The organism is Enterobacter sp. SA187, assembly GCF_001888805.2.
In the GTDB taxonomy this organism is placed as follows: Bacteria; Pseudomonadota; Gammaproteobacteria; order Enterobacterales; family Enterobacteriaceae; genus Enterobacter_D.
The window spans coordinates 12,485-32,471 of the sequence record NZ_CP019113.1; the positions used below are offsets into that span (position 1 = coordinate 12,485).

At 47.6% G+C, this 19,987-nt stretch carries 19 protein-coding genes; 13 read left to right on the forward strand and 6 right to left on the reverse strand.

From position 1 onward, the window contains the following. Positions 1-62 precede the first annotated feature (62 nt). Positions 63-722, forward strand: a complete 660-nt coding sequence (locus BMF08_RS00110; protein ID WP_199775939.1) for a LexA family protein — start codon at positions 63-65, stop codon at positions 720-722. A 259-nt stretch (positions 723-981) separates the two neighbouring features. Here the strand turns inward: BMF08_RS00110 and BMF08_RS00115 are convergent, their stop codons facing one another. Next, positions 982-1,245, reverse strand: a complete 264-nt coding sequence (locus tag BMF08_RS00115; protein WP_072570087.1) for a hypothetical protein — start codon at positions 1,243-1,245, stop codon at positions 982-984. Positions 1,246-1,893: 648 nt separating this feature from the next. On the opposite strand from BMF08_RS00115, the gene BMF08_RS21420 reads away from it, so the two are divergent. The 4 genes from BMF08_RS21420 (at position 1,894) to BMF08_RS00135 (ending at position 5,074) form a co-directional block, all read left to right on the forward strand. Next, the gene (locus tag BMF08_RS21420; RefSeq protein ID WP_325005484.1) at positions 1,894-2,622 is read left to right on the forward strand and encodes a hypothetical protein; all 729 of its coding nucleotides are present in this window, start codon (positions 1,894-1,896) and stop codon (positions 2,620-2,622) included. 248 nt (positions 2,623-2,870) lie between these two features. Further along, entirely contained in the window at positions 2,871-3,692 is an 822-nt protein-coding gene (locus BMF08_RS00125) for a hypothetical protein (RefSeq protein WP_072570086.1), read from the forward strand. Between the two features lie 36 nt (positions 3,693-3,728). Then, a complete protein-coding gene (locus tag BMF08_RS00130) occupies positions 3,729-3,935 on the forward strand; it encodes an excisionase (protein ID WP_072570085.1) in 207 nt (68 codons plus the stop codon). Beyond that, a complete protein-coding gene (locus tag BMF08_RS00135) occupies positions 3,896-5,074 on the forward strand; it encodes a site-specific integrase (protein WP_072570084.1) in 1,179 nt (392 codons plus the stop codon). Before BMF08_RS00130 ends, BMF08_RS00135 begins: the two co-directional genes overlap by 40 nt. Positions 5,075-5,584: 510 nt before the next feature. Here the strand turns inward: BMF08_RS00135 and BMF08_RS00140 are convergent. From BMF08_RS00140 to BMF08_RS00150, 3 genes are read right to left on the reverse strand one after another with little or no spacing between them, the layout of a single operon-like run. After that, complete coding sequence (locus BMF08_RS00140) at positions 5,585-8,689, reverse strand: efflux RND transporter permease subunit (RefSeq protein WP_083580970.1); 3,105 nt, start codon at positions 8,687-8,689, stop codon at positions 5,585-5,587. A gap of 33 nt (positions 8,690-8,722) precedes the next feature. After that, positions 8,723-9,853, reverse strand: a complete 1,131-nt coding sequence (locus tag BMF08_RS00145) for an efflux RND transporter periplasmic adaptor subunit (protein WP_072570082.1) — start codon at positions 9,851-9,853, stop codon at positions 8,723-8,725. Between the two features lie 47 nt (positions 9,854-9,900). Beyond that, a complete protein-coding gene (locus BMF08_RS00150; protein WP_072570081.1) occupies positions 9,901-11,394 on the reverse strand; it encodes an MFS transporter in 1,494 nt (497 codons plus the stop codon). Positions 11,395-11,502: 108 nt separating this feature from the next. Here BMF08_RS00150 and BMF08_RS00155 point away from each other — a divergent pair, with 108 nt between their 5' ends. The 3 genes from BMF08_RS00155 to BMF08_RS00165 all read left to right on the forward strand — a co-directional run bounded on the left by BMF08_RS00155 (position 11,503) and on the right by BMF08_RS00165 (position 13,339). Further along, positions 11,503-12,099 carry a TetR family transcriptional regulator gene (locus BMF08_RS00155; RefSeq protein ID WP_072570080.1) on the forward strand — a complete coding sequence of 199 codons (597 nt, stop codon included), beginning with the start codon at positions 11,503-11,505 and terminating at the stop codon, positions 12,097-12,099. A 68-nt stretch (positions 12,100-12,167) separates the two neighbouring features. Then, entirely contained in the window at positions 12,168-12,926 is a 759-nt protein-coding gene (locus BMF08_RS00160) for a MipA/OmpV family protein (RefSeq protein WP_072570079.1), read from the forward strand. Between the two features lie 89 nt (positions 12,927-13,015). Beyond that, positions 13,016-13,339 (forward strand): helix-turn-helix domain-containing protein, encoded by a 324-nt coding sequence (locus BMF08_RS00165; protein WP_072570078.1) that lies wholly within the window; start codon positions 13,016-13,018, stop codon positions 13,337-13,339. A 263-nt stretch (positions 13,340-13,602) separates the two neighbouring features. Here the strand turns inward: BMF08_RS00165 and BMF08_RS00170 are convergent, their stop codons facing one another. After that, positions 13,603-14,556, reverse strand: a complete 954-nt coding sequence (locus BMF08_RS00170) for an MBL fold metallo-hydrolase (RefSeq protein WP_072570077.1) — start codon at positions 14,554-14,556, stop codon at positions 13,603-13,605. An 82-nt stretch (positions 14,557-14,638) separates the two neighbouring features. Between BMF08_RS00170 and BMF08_RS00175 the strand changes: the two genes are divergently transcribed. Further along, positions 14,639-15,565, forward strand: coding sequence for a LysR family transcriptional regulator (locus BMF08_RS00175; RefSeq protein WP_072570076.1), 927 nt, complete (start codon positions 14,639-14,641; stop codon positions 15,563-15,565). A 33-nt stretch (positions 15,566-15,598) separates the two neighbouring features. On the opposite strand, the gene BMF08_RS00180 is transcribed toward BMF08_RS00175, so the two are convergent. Then, a complete protein-coding gene (locus BMF08_RS00180; protein ID WP_072570075.1) occupies positions 15,599-16,123 on the reverse strand; it encodes a lipocalin family protein in 525 nt (174 codons plus the stop codon). Between the two features lie 261 nt (positions 16,124-16,384). Between BMF08_RS00180 and BMF08_RS00185 the strand changes: the two genes are divergently transcribed. The 4 genes from BMF08_RS00185 (at position 16,385) to tnaB (ending at position 19,961) form a co-directional block, all read left to right on the forward strand. Then, complete coding sequence (locus BMF08_RS00185; protein ID WP_072570074.1) at positions 16,385-16,726, forward strand: anti-adapter protein iraM; 342 nt, start codon at positions 16,385-16,387, stop codon at positions 16,724-16,726. A 217-nt stretch (positions 16,727-16,943) separates the two neighbouring features. After that, positions 16,944-16,997 (forward strand): tryptophanase leader peptide, encoded by a 54-nt coding sequence (locus BMF08_RS21425; protein ID WP_412175883.1) that lies wholly within the window; start codon positions 16,944-16,946, stop codon positions 16,995-16,997. Positions 16,998-17,173: 176 nt separating this feature from the next. After that, on the forward strand, positions 17,174-18,589 hold the full coding sequence (gene tnaA / locus BMF08_RS00190; RefSeq protein WP_072570073.1) for a tryptophanase: 1,416 nt from the start codon (positions 17,174-17,176) through the stop codon (positions 18,587-18,589). 121 nt (positions 18,590-18,710) lie between these two features. Continuing rightward, positions 18,711-19,961 (forward strand): low affinity tryptophan permease TnaB, encoded by a 1,251-nt coding sequence (gene tnaB / locus BMF08_RS00195; protein WP_072570150.1) that lies wholly within the window; start codon positions 18,711-18,713, stop codon positions 19,959-19,961. Positions 19,962-19,987: the final 26 nt, after the last annotated feature.

The window sequence follows — 19,987 nt, forward strand, 5'->3', positions numbered from 1 at the left end:
GTAACAAAAGGTACATAAAATAGCAAACAACTGTTACCATGCAAATGTGTAACATAAGTTACATGAGAACAGAGATGAAAGACCGGATTAGATCCAAGCGACTACAGTTGGACATAACTCAAGAAGCACTAGCTAAAAAGCTTGGTGTTAGTCGCGTATCAGTAACTAAATGGGAAAATGGCACAACTAAGCCAGATGGCGAGAACCTGCATCAGCTTGCAAAAACATTATCTACAACGCCTGAATGGCTTTTATATGGCCAGGGTGATAACAAAGATGATGACACTAGGGTTATTCCATTCATAAAACCACCCAAAGCTGTACCTATTATTTCTGCAGTCCAGGCAGGCCACTGGACAGAAACTTTCGCAAGTTCAAGGTTGACCGACGTGATTACATGGACACAAACCACCGCTGATGTTTCTGAAGAAGTTTTTGGTTTAATTGTGCGCGGCGAGTCTATGACGAACCCTCATGGGTTACCCTCAATACCCGAAGGTTCAATAGTGATCGTTGAGCCACAATATGGTCAACTTGACAGCTTGTATGGAAAAATTGTCGTGGCCATATTAGATGGTTCTTCGGAGGCAACGGTTAAAAAATTAGTCTGGGATAGCCCTCATTCCTTCCTGATGCCCTTGAACCCAGCATTTCCCCCCATACCTATTGACGGCAACTGCCGCATCGTGGGCAAAGTAGTCCAGATAACCCAAAATATTTAACGTTAAACAGTATAGCCGGTTACCTTAGACCGGCTTTTTTGTGCACCTCCATGTAACATTAAGTACATTGGAGTCTTGACCATCAAGGTAACTAAAGGTACATTTAATACTATGAACAGCGAACAGGCAGGACGCCCACGAAGTAGCCGCCGGTGGCATATGAATGACCGGATGATTCGCAAGTAATAAAAAGCGCCCTATAGGACGCTTCGCTCTTTAAAAATCTAGGAAGTCCAAAACCACTCTGTCGGAACAGGCTTCAGGCGGTGCAGGTGATGCCGGTTACCTTTTTAACGAAGGCGCATAACTCCGCTTTACCTTGCTCCAGAGTGTCGAACAGCTCTGAGTGATATACGCCATCTTTACGGGCCGTAAACTGCTTTAGATGCTCGGCTTTTACTGAGGCAGATGTGAAACGTTCGAGGGTATCTATGCTGCAACGAAATTTAAATTTCTTGCCTGAGCGCTGAAGCATATGCACTCCAGTAGAGGAATTACCGTTTTGTTTTAATAACGAAACCATTACTGGGATCCTTAAAATTCGCGCCGTATTGCATATCACTTCGTGCGAACTCAGTTACTTTTTTTGGAATCCCAGATTAAACCAACCTTGATTTTTGGTGAATAGCGAGGCGATGAAAAAGACCGGGTCCCAACATGAAAGCGCACTCCCTAACTTATCGGTTATGGGTGACAGGTATAAACGTGCTGGAGTGCGCTTCCAGTTGTGATGTGCTCAAGCGAGCTGCAGCGCCGGCCGACGCAAAGACCCGAAAATCGGCTGAGTCACAGGTACTGGTGACCAATACCAAAACCGAGCGGCGGGAAGTAAGCGGGTGTGGCGCCCCGGTGTCACAACCAAAATTCCAATAAAACGAACGTGTGTAGTCTGTTGGCGGCGTCTGATCTTATTTTCCCGTGAGGGCGCCGCACTTTTTTATACAACTGAAAGCGCGCTCCATTCACTCCTCTTAGTGTCTGGTCGTTAATGCAAACTCCGCGGAGCGCGCTTCCAGTTGTGTGGAGAACTAACCAGGCGGTTGCAACCTCCCGCTTTAGTAAGTGCCCTGCCGCGGTGCTTAAAGAAGCGAGGCCCTTGTAATTATCGCCAGCTGGCGAGGGATTCGGGCAACCAAAATCACGCGTTGCAGCGCGCACAGGAGATACCTACATGCGAATGAATGCCAAAGAGTTGATCGCCGACTCCAGAGTAACAGCCCTTGTTACGCCACCAGCAGCAGCAAAGTCAATGACCGCAGTAGCAGACCGCCTTGATGTTCAGTTCGCGGCGCTGTGCGAATCACGGAACGAGGCGAAGCAACTGACTGGAGAGAATGCTGTGAAAAAGTCCGAAATTAAGATTCATAGCGACTCACTCCACTTCTGCATGGGTTGTGGCAAAGATGAACCATGCAGCACTTACGATGTTTGCTACGCGCTCGAAAAAACGCCAACCAGCGATGCAGTCCTTGGCTCTTGGTGCGCAGAAACGGCGGGTTTAGCAGTTAATTTGCGTCGTATACACATTAACCACCAAGCGCCTGTAATAGAAAACGTCACAAGCGCTTTAGAGCAATATGTCGCCCAGCTACGCTGTGAATCAGCTTTCCCAGTCGCAGCCGACAAGCCTCCCATTCACCTAGCAATCACTCCGCTTACGGTTGAGCACGATCAGTATGGCTACTGGACTAAACCGGTATATGACGAATTCTATGAAAGGCGTGAGTATATCTCCAACGAGGAACTCAACGCATGGATGAATGCTAACGATCTCAGAAGGCAGGTGGTCTATCGGGACAAGAAGGGAACGCCCCAGAAAATGATGACTATGATCTCTCAACTTGGCAGCACGAAGCCCTGCGGGTCAAGTCTGGTTCTCTGCATCCATTCAAAAGACTGAAGATTGTGCAGTTTGCTAGTGGCTACACCATAAATGTGAGCCTTAGCAAAAATCTAGCTCCGATAAAGAAAGTTTTCTTCACGTTATGGTCTTTGGAAATAAAGAAGGTGATATGTACCGATATGTATATTTCTAATGTATAACAAGCTATCAGTTCTTTTTCTCGTTGACTTATCTAAGTTGCAGTTGAATTAGCGAGTGAATACATTTACGATTATAAGATTAAATAATTAATATCGGTGATTTTTATGTATAATCCAAAAGTTATAGAACACCTGCTCATTTTGTGGTCATTTTTCGAATGGTTATGGTCATTATTTGACATAAAACTTTTAACTTTCTTCGCTGCCGGATTCACCATTTATTTTGGATATCAAAAAACATCAAAAAAAGTTTGCATATCATATTCTATAAGCAGCAGTAGAATTTATGATTCACATATACCAGCAATAATAATATCTAATAAAAGAGATAATTCAATATCAATATCTAGAGTTGAAATGGACATCAATAATAAAGGAAAGTTGACCTTGGTTGATTTTGAAACACCTATTCTTTTAAAAGGGTATGAAACTCAGAAAATAGACATCCCAAAATACAGCAACTTACGTTTACATGGTGAGTTAGTCAATATAGAACTGCTCGAGACAATTTCATTCACCATAATAACAACAGGGGGGTGTAAAATAAATTGTGACATTGAGAGCCATATAACTGAACCCGTACAAAACATGATAACAAAAGGAGTCTATAAACTTAATGAAATAACACTAACAAGCAGGATGATGTATATATTTTTCTATAAGATAGGCGCTCAAGAAAAACATTGCATTATAGATACAGGGCATTTCTTTAATGAAGAAAATCCATTCCACTTTAATTTCCTGAGAGATATCAATGAAGACATCCTCATTGATGCAATATTACGTTACGGCTATCACGAGCGCTTTGAAAATTATATGTGCTTTAAAATCAACGAAAACTTAAATTCTGACATGGTGTTTAATAAAAGCCAAGTCGATAGCATTAAAGATACCGTTACTGATAAGAATCAATTGAATAATTCCTAACATGAATAAGCCGGTTGCAGCCGGAGTGGAGAAACTATGCTGAACCTCGATTGTGTACCAATCTCGACTTATTGCAAAGAAACTGGCGAGTCGCCTGAGGCCATAAACAAGCGTATACAGCGTGGCGTTTGGCTGGAAGGCGTTCAGGTGCTGAAAGTGGAAGGCGTTAAGGAAAGATGGATAGATCTTAGTGAGGTCGCTAAATGGGCAAGACAGAATCGCCACAACTTCCGCGCGGCGTGACCGTAAGGAAACACAGCCAGGGAGAAACGATAAATATAACTTTCACATATAAAGGGGTTAAGTGTCGTGAACCCCTTTCCAATCTGGAAGTGAACAGTAAAAACCTCAAATATGCCGAGCGGGCACTGGGCGAAATCCACAATAAAATTGAGCGCGGTACCTTCGTATATGCTGAGTATTTTCCGCGATCAGCACGATTAAAAATATTCGGTAATGCTGCTGCCGGTAAAACTGTCAAAATGTACCTTGATGAATACATTGGCATATGTGAAACGCGAAAATTATCACCTTCAACGATCGGTGGTTATAAAAAATGCCGGAGTGCACTGGCAGCCTTACATTCATTCCCGGCCAGTGAGTTGACTCCAGCTGCAATGAAAGCCTGGATACAAAGCAGGACTACAACGCTGAAAACCATACGCAATCAGCTGTCGTTTCTGCGTTCTGCGCTTGATGAAGCCGTTACCGATGGCGTACTGCAAATTAACCCAGTATCTCTGGTAACGGCATCGCGATACCAAAGTGATAAAACAAGTGCTGACAGCGATTACATTGTCGATCCGCTTTCCCCCGCAGAGGTGGATGCTCTTTTGTCTGCCGCTGGCAACAAGCAATGGGAAAATCTGTTTATGTTCGCCATTCAGACTGGGTTACGCAGCTCAGAACTCTGCTCGCTGCGCTGGCGCGATATCGACTTTATCGGCAAAACGGCGCACGTGCAGAGCGCGAGCGTTGTCGGCGTTATTAAGGGAACCAAGACAAAAGCTGGAACCCGTAAAGTCGAGCTCAACGATCCGGCTATGGCGGTACTCGCGTCCCAGAAGTCCTTCACATTCATGAAAGACGCGACCATCTTTGAGGATCCGAAAACAAATAAGCCATGGGCGAGCGCCGATGCAATACGAAAAAAAGCATGGGTGCCCACCTTACGTAAGGCAGGGATCCGGTACCGAAATCCGTACCAGACCCGGCATACTTTTGCGACTCGTCACATCAGCCAGGGGGCTAACCTTTTCTGGCTCGCTGGACAGATGGGGCATAAAGGACCCGAGATGCTTTTCAGGCATTACGGATCCTATCTGAAGGAGTACGACGGCAACACCGAGAAAAGACCAAAGCTGGTCAGTGGCGGGACGTAAAAGGAGCCGTGAAGGAGCCGCAGAAAAATATGCGTTGTATAAGATATTATATTTCAGCCGCTTAAAGAAAAACGGACACGGGTTCAACTCCCGCCAGCTCCACCAATCATGATTGGACAGTGCAAGGACAGCACCTTGAAAAACAGGAAGTTAGGTGTCACGGTAGGACTCTGACCAGACAGTAACGTGACCTAAAAGGATACGCAAAGGAGCCACGGCTCCCAAGTGACAAAAAAGCCCGCTGATGCGGGCTTTTTTTATAGCAGATTAAGCCTTTTCGCGCTGTTATGAACATTTCTAATTTGCGATAGCCTCATCCAACACGTATAAGATTTATCGCTCTCACACCTGAAGGGTAGGTCACTTTCTCCGTATCTTTATCGATGTTAAGCTTTCCTCACCAGCACCACAGATTTTCTAAACTTGTCTTTGAAAATCGTTACCGTACCGTTCTACGCTGAGATGATGTGCATAAGAGGAGAGGTGTTACCCTCTCCTTCATGTTGCCTGTCAAAATCTTGTTTTTTTCCTGATTTTATCAACGAGCGACAATACCGTGACAAAAAAGACAGGAACAAAAAATATGGCTAATAACGTCCCGGTCACCATGCCACCGAATACCCCTGTGCCTATTGCCTGTTGGGTTGTGGCACTGGCACCCGAAGCCAGCATGAGCGGAACAACCCCCAGGGTAAATGCCAGCGATGTCATCATGATGGGCCTTAAACGCATTCGCGCGGCTTTCACGGTGGCATTAAGAAGGTTCTCCCCCTCTTGCTGGAGCTGCCGCGCAAATTCCACGATCAAAATAGCGTTTTTCGCTGACAGACCGATGATAGTAATCATGCCTACCTTAAAGAAGGCGTCGTTGGGCATCCCTCTAAGATAGACGGCAATTATCGCCCCAATCAGACCCAACGGAACGACAAGCATAACTGAAACCGGTATCGACCAGCTTTCATACAGAGCCGCCAGCACAAGGAAAATGACCAGCATTGACAGAATCATCAGCATCGGCGCTTCTGAAGCTGACTGCTGCTCCTGAAGAGATTGTCCGGTCCATTCGATGGCAAAACCTGGTGGTAAATCGGCAGCGATTTTTTCTATTTCCGCCATCGCATCGCCACTTGAATAACCCCAGTTAGGCCATCCTGTGACGCGGAATGCCGGATATCCCTGATAACGAACCAGTTGCACAGGTGAACTTTGCCACACTGGGCGAACAAACTCAGACAGGGGCACCATTCCACCATTTTTATTACGGACATTCAGCGCTAATATTTCAGATAGCTGCATACGAGCTGATGCTTCAGCCTGCACAATCACCTGCTGAATGCGCCCCTCGTTAGGGAAGTCATTTACGTAACTTGAGCCGAGGGCGCCGGACAGCGTCTGATTTATTTCATTAAATGATATGCCCATTGCTTCAGCTTTAGGTCTGTCTATTTTAAGGCTGATCCCCATACCATCTGGCAGACCGTCCATATAAACTCCATATAAAGCTTTGCTCTGACCCGCCTTTTCCAGGAGCATATTAAGAGCCTTCACCAGTTCCGCATACCCGTGACCGGACCGGTCTTCGAGTCGGAGGGTAAAGCCCGAGGACGTACTTAGCTCAGATATGGCAGGCGGCAGCAGGCTGGTAATGGTTGCCTCAGGAATATCACCCAGCTCATTTTGTACGTTTGTCACTTCGTTTTGCGCCGTAGCGCCGTTACGCTGATCCCAGTCTTTCAGCGTTGTAAATGCCATGGCAGAGTTTGTACCCGCGCCGGAGAAGCTGAAACCCAGTATTGAAACATTACGTTCAACGCCCGGACGTTCCATAACGAGCTTCTCATATTTCTTCACGACGGCTTCAGTACGCTCCATCGTGGCATCCGCCGGAAGCTGTACCGAGGTGATGAAGTAACCCTGATCTTCCTCAGGCAGGAACGAAGACGGCAAAAACTTAAAAGCGAAAAAGAGAACGCCACATAAGACCATATAAATAAGCGTCATCCTCCCGGTTTTACGTATGACACGGGTTACGCCATTTTCATACCGTCCCGTAAGGCGATCAAACGTTCTGTTAAACCAGGAAAAAAAACGGTTCTTTTTATGAGAGTCGGCCGTAACGGGTTTCAGCAAAGTCGCGCACAGTGCCGGCGTTAAAGTGAGAGCCAGAAACGCTGAAAACAGAATAGAAACCGCCATCGAAAGCGTAAACTGACGATAAATTACCCCGACCGAACCTGAGGCCAGTCCCATTGGCAGAAAAACAGCCGTCAGAACTAATGTGATGCCGACTACTGCTCCGGTGATCTCCTTCATGGCTTTAATCGTCGCGTCCTTAGGCGATAATCCCTCTTCAGCCATCAGGCGTTCGACGTTCTCAACAACAACAATGGCGTCATCCACTATGATCCCTATCGCCAGAACCATGCCGTACATTGTCAGAACGTTGATGGAAAATCCCGCAAGCATCATTACGGTAAAGGTGCCGAGCAATGCTACGGGTGCGACGATGGCAGGAATAAAGGTATAGCGAACGTTCTGAAGAAAGAGATACATCACCAGGAAAACAAGCACCATCGCTTCAACAAACGTATGCACAACTTTCTCAATCGAGATTTTTACGAAGGGTGAAGTATCAAAAGGAATGGAATATTCCATTCCTGACGGGAATGATTTTGCCAGCTCCTGCATTCTGGTTTTAACCGCATCAGATGTCCGTACCGCATTCGCGCCTGGTGAGAGCTGAATGGCAGCCGCCGTTGAGCCATGTCCGTTTTCTCTGATGGCAAACGCATAGGACTGTAAACCAAGTTCAACCCGGGCCACATCCCCCAGCGTAACGCGGGAGCCGTCAGGATTCGCCCTGAGGACGATTTTACGAAATTCCTCTGGCGTACCAAGCTGACCGTTGACGTCCAGCGGATAAGCTGTCATCTGATTAGCAGTTGAAGGCGAGTCGCCCAGTTTACCGGGTGAGACCTGAGCATTTTGCTCTGTAATTGCCGTATTAATATCGCTGACGGACAGCTTATATGAGATGAGTTTCGAAGGATCGACCCATATACGCATGGCTTTCTCCGAGCCAAACGCCTGAATCTTACCAACACCATCGATACGACGTAGCTCGTCAGTAATTTTTCTTGCAAAGTAATCACTCAGGTCTGCTTCGCTGAACTTACCCGTCGGAGAGTTCAGGCCAACCATCATCAGGAATCCAGAGGAGGCAGCCTCCACGCTTAATCCGTTCTGGCGAACAGCCTGTGGAAGCCGTGGCTCCACAACTTTAATCTGATTCTGAACGTCTACCTGTGCGAGCCGAATATCAGTCCCTGGTTTAAATGTGACGGTGATTGTCGCTACCCCGGACGTGTCACTGGTTGATTCATAGTAAAGCAGATCATTAACGCCAGATAATTCACGTTCAATCAATGAAATCACCGACTCATTCATGGTCTGAGGGGTGGCGCCTGGATAGGTGACCGTAATTGACAGGCTAGGTGGCGCAACGGATGGATACTGAGCGACCGGAAGTTGTGGGATTGCAATCACACCCAAAAGAATTATAAAAAGCGCAATGACCCATGCGAATATTGGTCTGCGTATAAAGAACTGAGACATCAGCATTTCCCGTAGTAATAAGTCATTACGAAGTTAATTTTTTATAACGTCAGACTGTGCAATCACTTCGGCACCATCCTGAAGTTTGTCCTGACCTTCAATGACGATTTTGTCTCCCGCTTTGAGGCCGGCCGTTACAGTGATGCCTTTTTCAGTTTGTTCTCCGGTCTGGATCTCAACGCGCCTGGCTTTATTCTCGTGCCCTACTATCCATACGGTAGTTTTATCATCCGCCCTGCTAAGGGCCTGTTCAGGTACAACCAGCCCTTCCTTTTGGATGAGCCGCGTGATTTTTAGCTTAACGAACATTCCAGGCAGCAGGATCCGCTGCGGGTTCTCTGCTTCTGCCCGGAGTACAACATCACCGGTTTCGTCATTGACGCTGATACCTGAGAACAGGAGTCGGGCAGCGGTTTCATATGACTGGCCTTTATCATCAAGAACATCTGCAACAGCGCCAGACTGGCTAGCCGGATCAGTTTCAACCGCCTGATAAATTGTACGAAGCTCCTGAGCTGGTACCCGGGCATCTACATAAACACGATCAAGTTGCTGAATAACCGCCATTGCTTGCGTATCACCGGGACTGACCAGTGCCCCTTCCGTAATGAACTCCTGGTCAATACGTCCGCTTATCGGTGCCTTTACCGTCGCATAATTCAAATCCAGTCTTTTCCGGTTAAGTGACGCCGTCGCTTCTGCGAGATCTGCTGCTGCCTGCGCGCTGCTGGCTTTTGCATCTTCAAGATCCTGTTGACTAATCGCTGCGCTTTTTTGTAATTGTGCGAATCGACTTGCCCGCTTACTCATCTGCTGATAGGTGGCCTTTGCCTTTGCAACTGCTGCATTAGCCATTTCGACATCTGCCTCAAACGGCGCTGCATCAATCTGAAACAGTGGCTGACCCTGTAGTATTTCCGAACCCTGTCTGAAAAGTCGCTTTTGAATTATGCCTCCCACCTGCGGGCGAATTTGTGCGGTTTTCACCGCAGAAACCCGGGCAGGGAATACACGTGTGGAGTAAATATCTTCAGCATTAAGTATTTTTGTCACTACTTTGGTTTTAACTGGTACTGGATCCGTTTCGTTCGACTCTGACGAATCACAACCGGTGATAAATCCCAGGCAAAACGTCGTGTAAATGGCCAGTTTCCTGATATTCATAATGAATTTCCGATTTAATCAATGAAATAAGTGCGATGCAGCCATCATCAACTTCTGAAGGCATTACCAGGTTTGAAAATAAAGAAAGTCAGGATCATCAACATCGTCAGAATCAACGATGCCGACTCAAGCATGACAGTATGGGAATGCATGAAAGCTGAAGAAGCAGCTTTAAGAAGATCTTCCCTGGAGGCTTCATCGAGGTGGCGCGAGATCGCTAAAGCTTCGCTAAACGATTTACTGGCTGAGGCATAAATATCCCGCGGCAAGTTTTCCGGAAGGCGAACAGTCGCGGAATAGACGCCAGCCAGTACGGATCCGAAAACAGTAATTCCCAGCCCCGTCCCCAGTTCGTAGGACATGCCTTCAAGTGAACCTGCAGAGCTGGCTTTGTCTGCTGGTGCAGCCGTCATAATCGCTGAGGAAGAGGCCATTAAAGCGACAGTATCGCCTGCCCCAAGAACCACCATCCATGTCCAGGCTTTTGCAGTCTGGCTAACGAAATTAACATCTGACAATACATAAAGACTGATAGCAGAGGCAGCAAGTCCGACCATAGCGACACTTTTAACCCCAAAATGGTTAATCAGATAACCAGCGACCGGTCCAGCAAGACAACTTGCCAGCATTAGCGGCATCATATATAGCCCGGCTTGCACCGGAGTGAAACGGTGAACGAACTGTAACTCCTGAGAAATTACAAGCTCAAAACCAACCAGCGTAATCATTGAAACCAGAGCCAGAATCACGCCAGCAATGATATTCCGCTTTGTCAAAAGCCCCGTGTCGAGCAGTGGGGAACGAGAAACCATCTGGATAGTAATGAAACAGCCGAACAAAACCAGTCCGACCAAAAACAGATAGACAGATAAAAGAATCGGGTTGCCATGGTTAACCAGACTTTTCGTGGCATAAATTAATATCAGCAACGCACTCATTAACAGGAGCCCCTGAAAAAGATTGACAGGCTGGCGAATGTCGCCTTTTTCGTCTGGTAAAGTTTTGGAAATTAAAAAAATTACTATCATTACTACTGGAATATTGATCAGAAATACTGCACCCCAGTAAAAATGACTAAGCAGCACTCCCCCCACCAATGGCCCGGCTAAAGCACCGCCGGTACCGACTGTTGTCCAGATACCCAGTGCCATATTGCGATCTTTCTCATCCACATAATTTCTGCGCACTGCAGCGAGCGTCGCAGGCACAATCATCGCAGCACCAACCGCAAGAAGTGCGCGGGTAGCTATAAGTATTTCTGGCGTATTCGCACAGGCAGCAACAGTCGAGGCAATACCAAAAACCAGGCTTCCGTAAATCGCCATTTTCCTGTAGCCGATACGATCTCCAAACGCCCCCATAGGTAACAAAAGAGCAGCCATTACGAGGGGATAAATATCCATAATCCACAGCAACTGATTATGCGAGGCCTGGAGTTGCGTGCTGAGAACGGGAGCAACAACGTAAAGAATAGTGGCATCGATCGAAACAGGTAAGTACATGATAATCACTACTAAAAGTACGTACCATTTGCTTTTCATGCTGTTACTACCTTATAAAAAATTAAGATATGGACATGTGTTCAAGTTGAATTTATAGTGAACTTGAACGAATGTCCAGATTGAGTGCAAAAAGGAGTCAAAACTACCATGTCTTATCTCAGTCGTGATGTGAGACGTCAGATGATCCTGGAAACTGCAGTAAAAGTTGCGTATGAGGAAGGGTTATCAGCTATGACGGTAAGAAGAGTTGCTCAGGAGGCTGAGATAGCTATAGGGCAAATTCATCACCATTTTTCATCAGCCTCCGATCTGAAGGCCGAAGCTTTTAAACTCTCGGTAGATCAGGCTCTGAAACATATGTATGAAGCGGGTATAAAGGAAAACGCCAGCTGCCTGGATATGCTTCACTGGTGCCTTTTCGTCGAGAATCATGAGGATGCGCATCACTACAGTAAATTATGGAAAGAAGCCGAAGTTTATTCTTTTCATGATGAAACGATGCGTAAAGCATTTGGTATGGTGGTCAGACAATGGCATGAAGCCATTATGAATCTTCTTGAAAAAGGAGCCTCAAACGGAGAGTTCAAATATACCAGGCCTAAAGAATTAATAGCGTGGGATTTTATCGCTTATTCTCATGGCCTGGATGGGATACTCAGTCTGGGAATCGAAGGTTTTGGGTACCAGGAGTATATTGAAAATACAGAAAAATTTATCAGAAGTCAGATTGATATAGATAAATAATTAGGTATCGATCGACTAAGTTTTTTAACAAAATAAATATAAGCTGGAATTTTTTGGCAAGGTACAGTATGACGAATTTAATAAAGTCAGTGGTTTCGGTGGCGATACTAACGGGAGCTTTCCTGCAGGCCGCTCAGGCAGATGATTTTTCATTAGGCCTGACCACTGGATGGTCTTCAAAATTATACAAGCAGGTTGATGAGAATAAAAACAACCTTGTTTTTCCTAACGTTGATTACGAAGCAGGGCCGTTCTGGTTTCATGGTCTGAGTGCTGGGTATGATTTTCTTCATACGCCATCCGATCGCATTGCGATACTTGGATATTATCTACCTCTTTCTTTTAAAGCAACCGATAGCCACTCAAGGGCGATGCGCCAGCTAAATAATCGTCACAGCACGCTAATGACAGGGATAAGTTATTCACATGAGTCGCCTGAAATGGGGAAATTTGAAACTACGCTTACAACTGACTCTTTAGATACAAGTAATGGTTTATACTGGAATAACGCATGGAGTTATCCGGTACAGATTGGTTTGTTAAGCATTGAGCCTTCACTAGGCTTTAACTGGAATGACCGTAAATTTAACAAATATTATTACGGCATAAATAACAAGGAATCGGGAAGAAGTGGCTTTAAAAAATACACGCCCGGTGAGAGTATAACACCTTATGTCGAACTCAACATGAACTATATGCTGACAGATAGCTGGAACATATATGGTGGCTCACGTTACACCATACTTCCGGACGCTGTAAAAAATAGTCCGATGGTAGAAAAAGATTCTCTTCTGTCCTTCTGGGCTGGTTTTTCATATACTTTTTAAAAATAATGCCGGGCTGTAAGCCCGGCAACAGAAATTATTTTAAAATAGCATATTTTCTTTAATCCTTAAAATTCAAAGCAAGTCGTATTATGAATAAGTCAAACTTTTGTACGGATTTAATAACATGGATTGAAAAAAATATCACAGAAAATATACGACTGGATGATCTTGCTGTGAAATCAGGTTATTCAAAATGGCATCTCCAGAGAATATTCAAGAGCCATACAGGAATAGCGCCAGGCTTCTTCATCAAAGCAAAAAAGCTTGAGTACGCTTATCGCGACATAATAATGCAAAAAGATACAATTACTACTATATCGATCAAGTATGGATTTGAGTCATTGCAGTCTTTTACACGCGCCTTTACCGGGCATTTTGGGTTCCCTCCCTCATGGCTCCGAAAAACGCAATAAAAAGCAAGCTCTATTTTCTGTAGAGCATAAGAAAGTCATATCACATGCTTTTTCTATTAAAAATTATCACGGGTATCATTCTAAGCACAGTTTTAACTTTGCTTAAGCACATGGCTTTTCAGACTTTCTGATCCGTATAAAAAATTAGATAAATATCGAATAGTCATTATCCTTTTAATATTATTCTGCGGAAAATAATCAATTTAAACGAATAGATTTTAAGCCCACCCAGGTTGTATCCCTACCCATTTCCTCAAGCGCTCCTACTGCCCGAGCTGAGTCGTGTAATTCCCCGGCACCCAGCGATAGCCGCTACCGTCATGCTGTACATGTCCTAACCCCGGAAAAGAGATATGCGCGGCGGCCACCCAGTAACCCTGATCCGCAGCCTGCTTGAGTATTTTTTCACGTGTGGCGATAGCCTGCTGTTGGTTGACGTCAAAATGAATTGCCACGTGCGGATCGGGCATCTGCACCGCTTTCGCGTGAATAATGTCGCCCCACAGCACCAACGTCTGGCCTTCACTTTCCACGCGATAAAGCACGCTCCCCGGCGTATGACCTGCAGTAGACTCCGCCCGTATTCCGCCCGGTAATATGGCCGGTGCCAGGAAGGTCTTCAACCGCCCCGCTTTGATGACCGGGCCCAGGGTGCGCTCGGATTCAGCAAAAGTATGCGCCTGACTGGCCTCAACCTTGTTTTCGTTAGCCGGATCAAGCCAGAAATCGACGTCTCTTTTATCCACGTACACTTCCGCATTTGGAAAAGCAGGTTTGCCCGCCCGGGAGACGCCGCCCGAGTGATCCGCATGAATGTGGGTCAGCAGTACGGTATCAATCGTCTCCGCCGGATAACCCGCCGCGGCCAGATTGGTCAGCAGATGTCCGCCGTTGTGTCCGAAAAGCTCCCCGGCACCGGTATCCACCAGAACACGTGTTTTACCATCATCGATGACGTAGGCATTAATTGATGTCTCGGCCTGCGGCGTCATTGCATCTTTATCCATGGCCTTACGCAGTTTTTCCGGAGAGATATGGGTTAACAGTGTATTGAGGGGAACGTCCACCGTGCCGTCAGATACGGCGGTTATGCGCACTTTTCCCAGCAGCATCCGGTAATAGCCCGGCGCCTGTTGATCCAGGGCGGTGGTTTGTTCAGCGGCCACTAGCGGACCGGAAAAAAGAAGTGAAGCGACCAGCGTCAGTAAAATTTTCATCAAAAACCTTCCTAAGAAGTATCACCAGAACGTGGTTCACAGTATGCTCAGGCAATAAACATCATTCAAATTGATTAAAGTAATGTTCACTATTAATGAAAATGATTTTCATCGTATCGATCTGAATTTGTTAACAGTACTGCTGGTGCTGAAGCGAGAGGGCAGCGTGTCCCGCGCGGCAGAGAAGCTGCATCTTGGTCAGCCTGCGGTCAGTAATGCGCTGGTGCGCTTACGTGGCATGTTCGACGATCCACTGTTTGTACGCACGGCACGTGGCATGGAGCCAACGCCGCGTGCCGAAGCGCTGATCGCTGAGCTGGGTCCTTTAATGGAACAGATGCAGAACGTGCTTTTTCAGCCAGCGTCATTTACGCCAGCCGGGGCAACGCATGTTTTTCGTCTTGGGATGAGCGACTGGGTTGAGCGCTGGTTGATGCCGGAATTGCAGGCGCGTATCACCCGCGATGCGCCAGGCGTTACTCTTCAGGTCAGGGCCAGCGATCCCTTCCGGGATGCTGAACTCGTCGCGCGCGGAGAAGTCGATCTTGCCATTTCGGTTGGCGAGAGCACGCCCGCTACGCTGCGCCGTGAAAAGATTGTGTCACATCATTTCTGTACGCTCTGGCATCCTGAACAGCTTTCCCTGCAGGCGCCGCTGACGCTGGAAAACTACGTGGCACATGACCATGTGCTGGTTTCCTATCGCGGGGCGACCTCAAGCGCGGTGGATGACCAGCTGGCAGCACTGGGTAAAGCGCGTTCGGTTCGCTATGTGACACCACACTTTTCCTCTCTGCCGCCTTTGATGGCGCGCATACCAGCGTTAGCCACAGTTCCGTCCGGGCTTGCGGACGACTGGGTGGCGCATTACGGTTTACGGCGCAGTCCCGTTCCGGTGGAAACACCGGAGATTGCCCTTTCGCTGTTGTGGCATAAGCGGTGCGATAAGGATATGGCGCTGATCTGGTTGAAGGATGTCCTGCGCAAGGTGATGGCAGATCTTACTTAAACCGTTGCGCAGGGTCTGCTTCAGAACAGAAGGCTACTGCTTCACCCACACCAGCTGATCCACCCTGAATCCCAGCTCGCGGGCGGTGTTCAGATAATCCTGCTTCACTGCTTCCGGCAGGGTTGGCGTGCGCGAGAGGATCCACAGGTAGTCGCGGTTCGGGCCGCTGACCAGCGCATACTGATACTTATCATCCAGCTTGATCACGTTATAGCCGCCATAGAAGGGGCCGAAGAACGACACTTTCAGCGCGGCGGTATCCGGCGCACCGGTGAAATAAGCTTTCCCTTCGCTCTCATTCCACTCTTTCTTCACCGGATCGTATCCCCGGTTGAGCACGCGGATCCCGCCGTCGCTGCGCTTGCTGTAGTTCGCGGTGACCTGCTCCAGGCCGCGTTCGAAGCGGTTTTCCAGACGGGCGACTTCATACCATTTGCCAAGATAGCGGCTGGCGTCAAAACCGCTAATGGGCTGTACGCCTTTTGGCGGCGTGGGAGATTTACAGGCGACCAGCGTCAACGCAATCGCCACACCAGTCACTACAGGCCATAACTTCATAAGCGCTCCTTTTATCTGCTTAAGTGGATAAAAGTTTAGTGTAAACCGCCAATTATGCCCTGCTTTCAACTTTCCGACTGATTATTAAACTATCTTTTGCAAGGAAACATATAGAAACATTTATTTTGTCAGCTTAGGAATGTTTATTAAAGCACCCTCGACACTGAACGCTCAGTCGTTATCCTTGGCGCGTGGGATAAAAGAATAATCCTAAGAGCTTACCTAACTGGCTCGAAATAAGTTATGGAGAATTTACTTAATATGGAATGGTTTGTTAAACAGGCTCTCGCGTGTCCCAAAACGGGAACGGCATTCGCAGTTGTATCTGGCGTGCGGAATTTAAATCTCATCTTATGGTATCGCGGAGATTATTTTTTGCACAAAGGCAACACCTTATCCACTACCGCTTTCGGCATCGTTGCTAACGACCGTAAGCGCGATATCAACGTCATTCATGCTTTTCCCTTCTCACCCTCGCTGTGGGCGTCCTTCAGCAATAATATCCAGTGCCCAGGAAATACCGAGCCGTTTATTCATGGCTGCACAAAAAAACCCGACTGTCGTTTTAAACACTGCCCCTATGGTGCTATGCCGGAACATTAGCATTAAGTCGTAAGGCTTAAATGTTCTTTTATCCCATGCTGTTAAGGATATTCATGATCAGGAAACTACGGCTGCCTCCCCGCAAACGCCGCAAAAAGCAATCGTGAGACAACTCACAATTAATAAATCCCGCCGTGGACAAAGGATGCGGATGTAATACTGTAGTATCATGTTTAATGTGAGTTGATAAACTATGATTATCTTAAATTTCACATATATGACCGCAAAGTGGTTTAACCTCGATACCGTTATTGTCAATCACCGCCCTTAATCCCTCCTTTTTTGCCATGACTTACCGCGCAGGATAGATCCGTCTGCTGCGTGTGTGCCCGGCATATTCTGAATAAATCTTATCCGAGGCCGCGCCCTTTATCCGGCAGCGCTCCGTCATGTCTGCGCATAATTAAAGCGCAGGCATTAGCATCGCCATAAATACAGGATTGAACAATGAACAATTTTCAACACTTACCTGAACCTTTCCGCATCCGCGTTATTGAACCGGTAAAACGCACCACCCGCGAACATCGGGAACAGGCCATTCTTAAATCGGGCATGAATCCCTTTCTGCTGGACAGCGAAGATGTGTTTATCGATCTGCTGACCGACAGCGGCACCGGCGCGGTCACGCAGAATATGCAGGCCGCCATGCTGCGGGGCGATGAAGCCTACAGCGGCAGCAGAAGTTATTATGCGCTGGCGGAGGCGGTAAAAAATATTTTTGGCTATCAGCACACCATTCCCACCCATCAGGGGCGCGGCGCTGAGCAGATTTATATTCCGGTATTGATCAAAAAACGTGAGCAGGAAAAAGGGCTCGACCGCAGCAAAATGGTGGCCTTCTCTAACTATTTCTTTGATACCACTCAGGGCCACAGCCAAATTAATGGTTGTACCGTGCGCAATGTTTATATCAAAGAGGCGTTTGATACCTCCGCCCGCTGCGATTTTAAAGGCGATTTTGACCTGGACGGGCTGGAGAAAGGCATTCAGGAAGTGGGACCCGCTAACGTGCCCTATATTGTCGCCACCATTACCTGTAACTCCGCTGGCGGCCAGCCGGTGTCCATCGCCAACTTAAAAGCCATGTATGCCATTGCCCGTAAATACGATATTCCGGTAGTGATGGACTCGGCGCGCTTTGCGGAAAACGCCTGGTTTATTCAGCAACGTGAAGCAGAATACCGCGACTGGTCGGTGGAGGAAATTACCCGCGAAACCTATAAATATGCGGATATGCTCGCCATGTCGGCAAAAAAAGATGCCATGGTGCCGATGGGCGGGCTGTTATGCATTAAGGACGACAGCTTCCTTGATGTCTATACCGAATGCCGGACGATCTGCGTGGTGCAGGAAGGTTTTCCCACATACGGCGGGTTAGAAGGCGGCGCAATGGAACGCCTGGCGGTTGGCCTGACTGACGGCATGAATCAGGACTGGCTGGCCTATCGTATCAAGCAGGTGCAGTATCTGGTGGACGGCCTGGAAGCCATCGGCGTTACCTGTCAGCAGGCCGGGGGACACGCCGCCTTTGTGGATGCGGGTAAATTATTACCGCATATTCCGGCAGAACAGTTCCCGGCCCAGGCGCTGGCCTGTGAATTATATAAAGTGGCAGGGATCCGCGCAGTGGAAATTGGCTCCTTCTTATTAGGCCGCGATCCAAAAACCGGCAAACAATTGCCCTGCCCGGCTGAACTACTGCGTCTGACCATCCCGCGCGCCACCTATACGCAATCGCATATGGACTTTATTATCGAAGCCTTCCAGCATGTAAAAGAAAACGCGCCCAATATAAAAGGTTTAACCTTCACGTATGAACCCAAAGTATTACGTCACTTTACCGCGAAATTAAAAGAAGTCTGATATTCCCTTCCGCAACGCGCCGGGCTACAGCATCCCTGTAGCCCGCTGCTGACTGTGCACAGCGTTTTCATAATAAATTATGGGCGATCATAATATGAATACATCCGGGCAAGTGGTCATCATGGACGATAAATATGAGGCAAAACACTCCTCCTTCTGGGGGATCATGGTGATAGGGGGAACCGTCATTGGCGGGGGGATGTTTGCGTTACCTGTTGATCTCGCCGGCGCGTGGTTTTTCTGGGGGACGTTCATTCTGATCATCGCCTGGTTTTCCATGTTGCATTCAGGGCTGCTGTTATTGGAAGCGAATCTCAATTATCCCGTCGGCGCGAGTTTTAATACCATTACCAAAGATCTGCTGGGCAATCGCTGGAATCTGTTCAGCGGGATCACCGTGGCCTTTGTGCTTTATATCCTGACCTATGCATATATCTCCGCCAACGGTGCCATCATCAGTGAAACCCTGGCCATGCAATCCGGACATGAGGTGGACGCCCGCGCCATCGGCATCGGTACTGCGCTGTTTGTCGCCTGCGTATTATGGTTCAGCTCGCTGGCGGCCAGCCGCATCACCTCACTGTTTCTCGGCATAAAAATTATCGCCTTCGTGGTGGTGTTTGGCTCCTTTTTCTTTCAGGTGGATTATTCCATTCTGCGCGATGTCAGTAACGTTGCCGACCATTCAGCCGGTTACTTCCCCTATATTTTTATGGCGATACCGGTTTGCCTCGCCTCTTTTGGCTTTCACGGCAATATTCCCAGCCTGATAATTTGCTATGGCAAACGCAAAGATAAGCTGGTTAAAAGTCTGGTCTTTGGTTCGCTTTTGGCGCTGTTCATCTATTTATTCTGGCTGTACTGCACCATGGGCAACATCCCGCGCGCAGATTTTAAAGGCATTATCGCCTCCGGCGGCAACGTCGATTCGCTGGTGAAATCCTTTTTAGGTACGAAGCAGAACGGCACCATTGAGTTTTGTTTGCTGGTGTTTTCCAACCTCGCCGTCGCCAGTTCATTTTTTGGCGTGACGCTGGGGCTGTTTGATTACCTGGCCGATCTCTTCAAAATGGATAATTCCCCCGGCGGACGCTTTAAAACCCTGCTGTTAACTTTTCTGCCGCCCTGCGCGCTCTATCTGATCTTCCCGAACGGCTTTATTTATGGCATCGGCGGCGCTGGCCTGTGCGCCACCATCTGGGCGGTAATAGTCCCGGCCTGTCTGGCGCTGAAATCACGGCAAAAATTCCCGCAACAACAATTCACGGTGTGGGGCGGTAAAATCATTCCTGGGCTGGTGATTTTATTTGGCCTGGTGGTGATCCTTTGCTGGTTCGGCAATACCCTGAACCTGCTGCCAAAACTTGCTTAAGCCGCTTCTTATTTCACCTGTGCAGG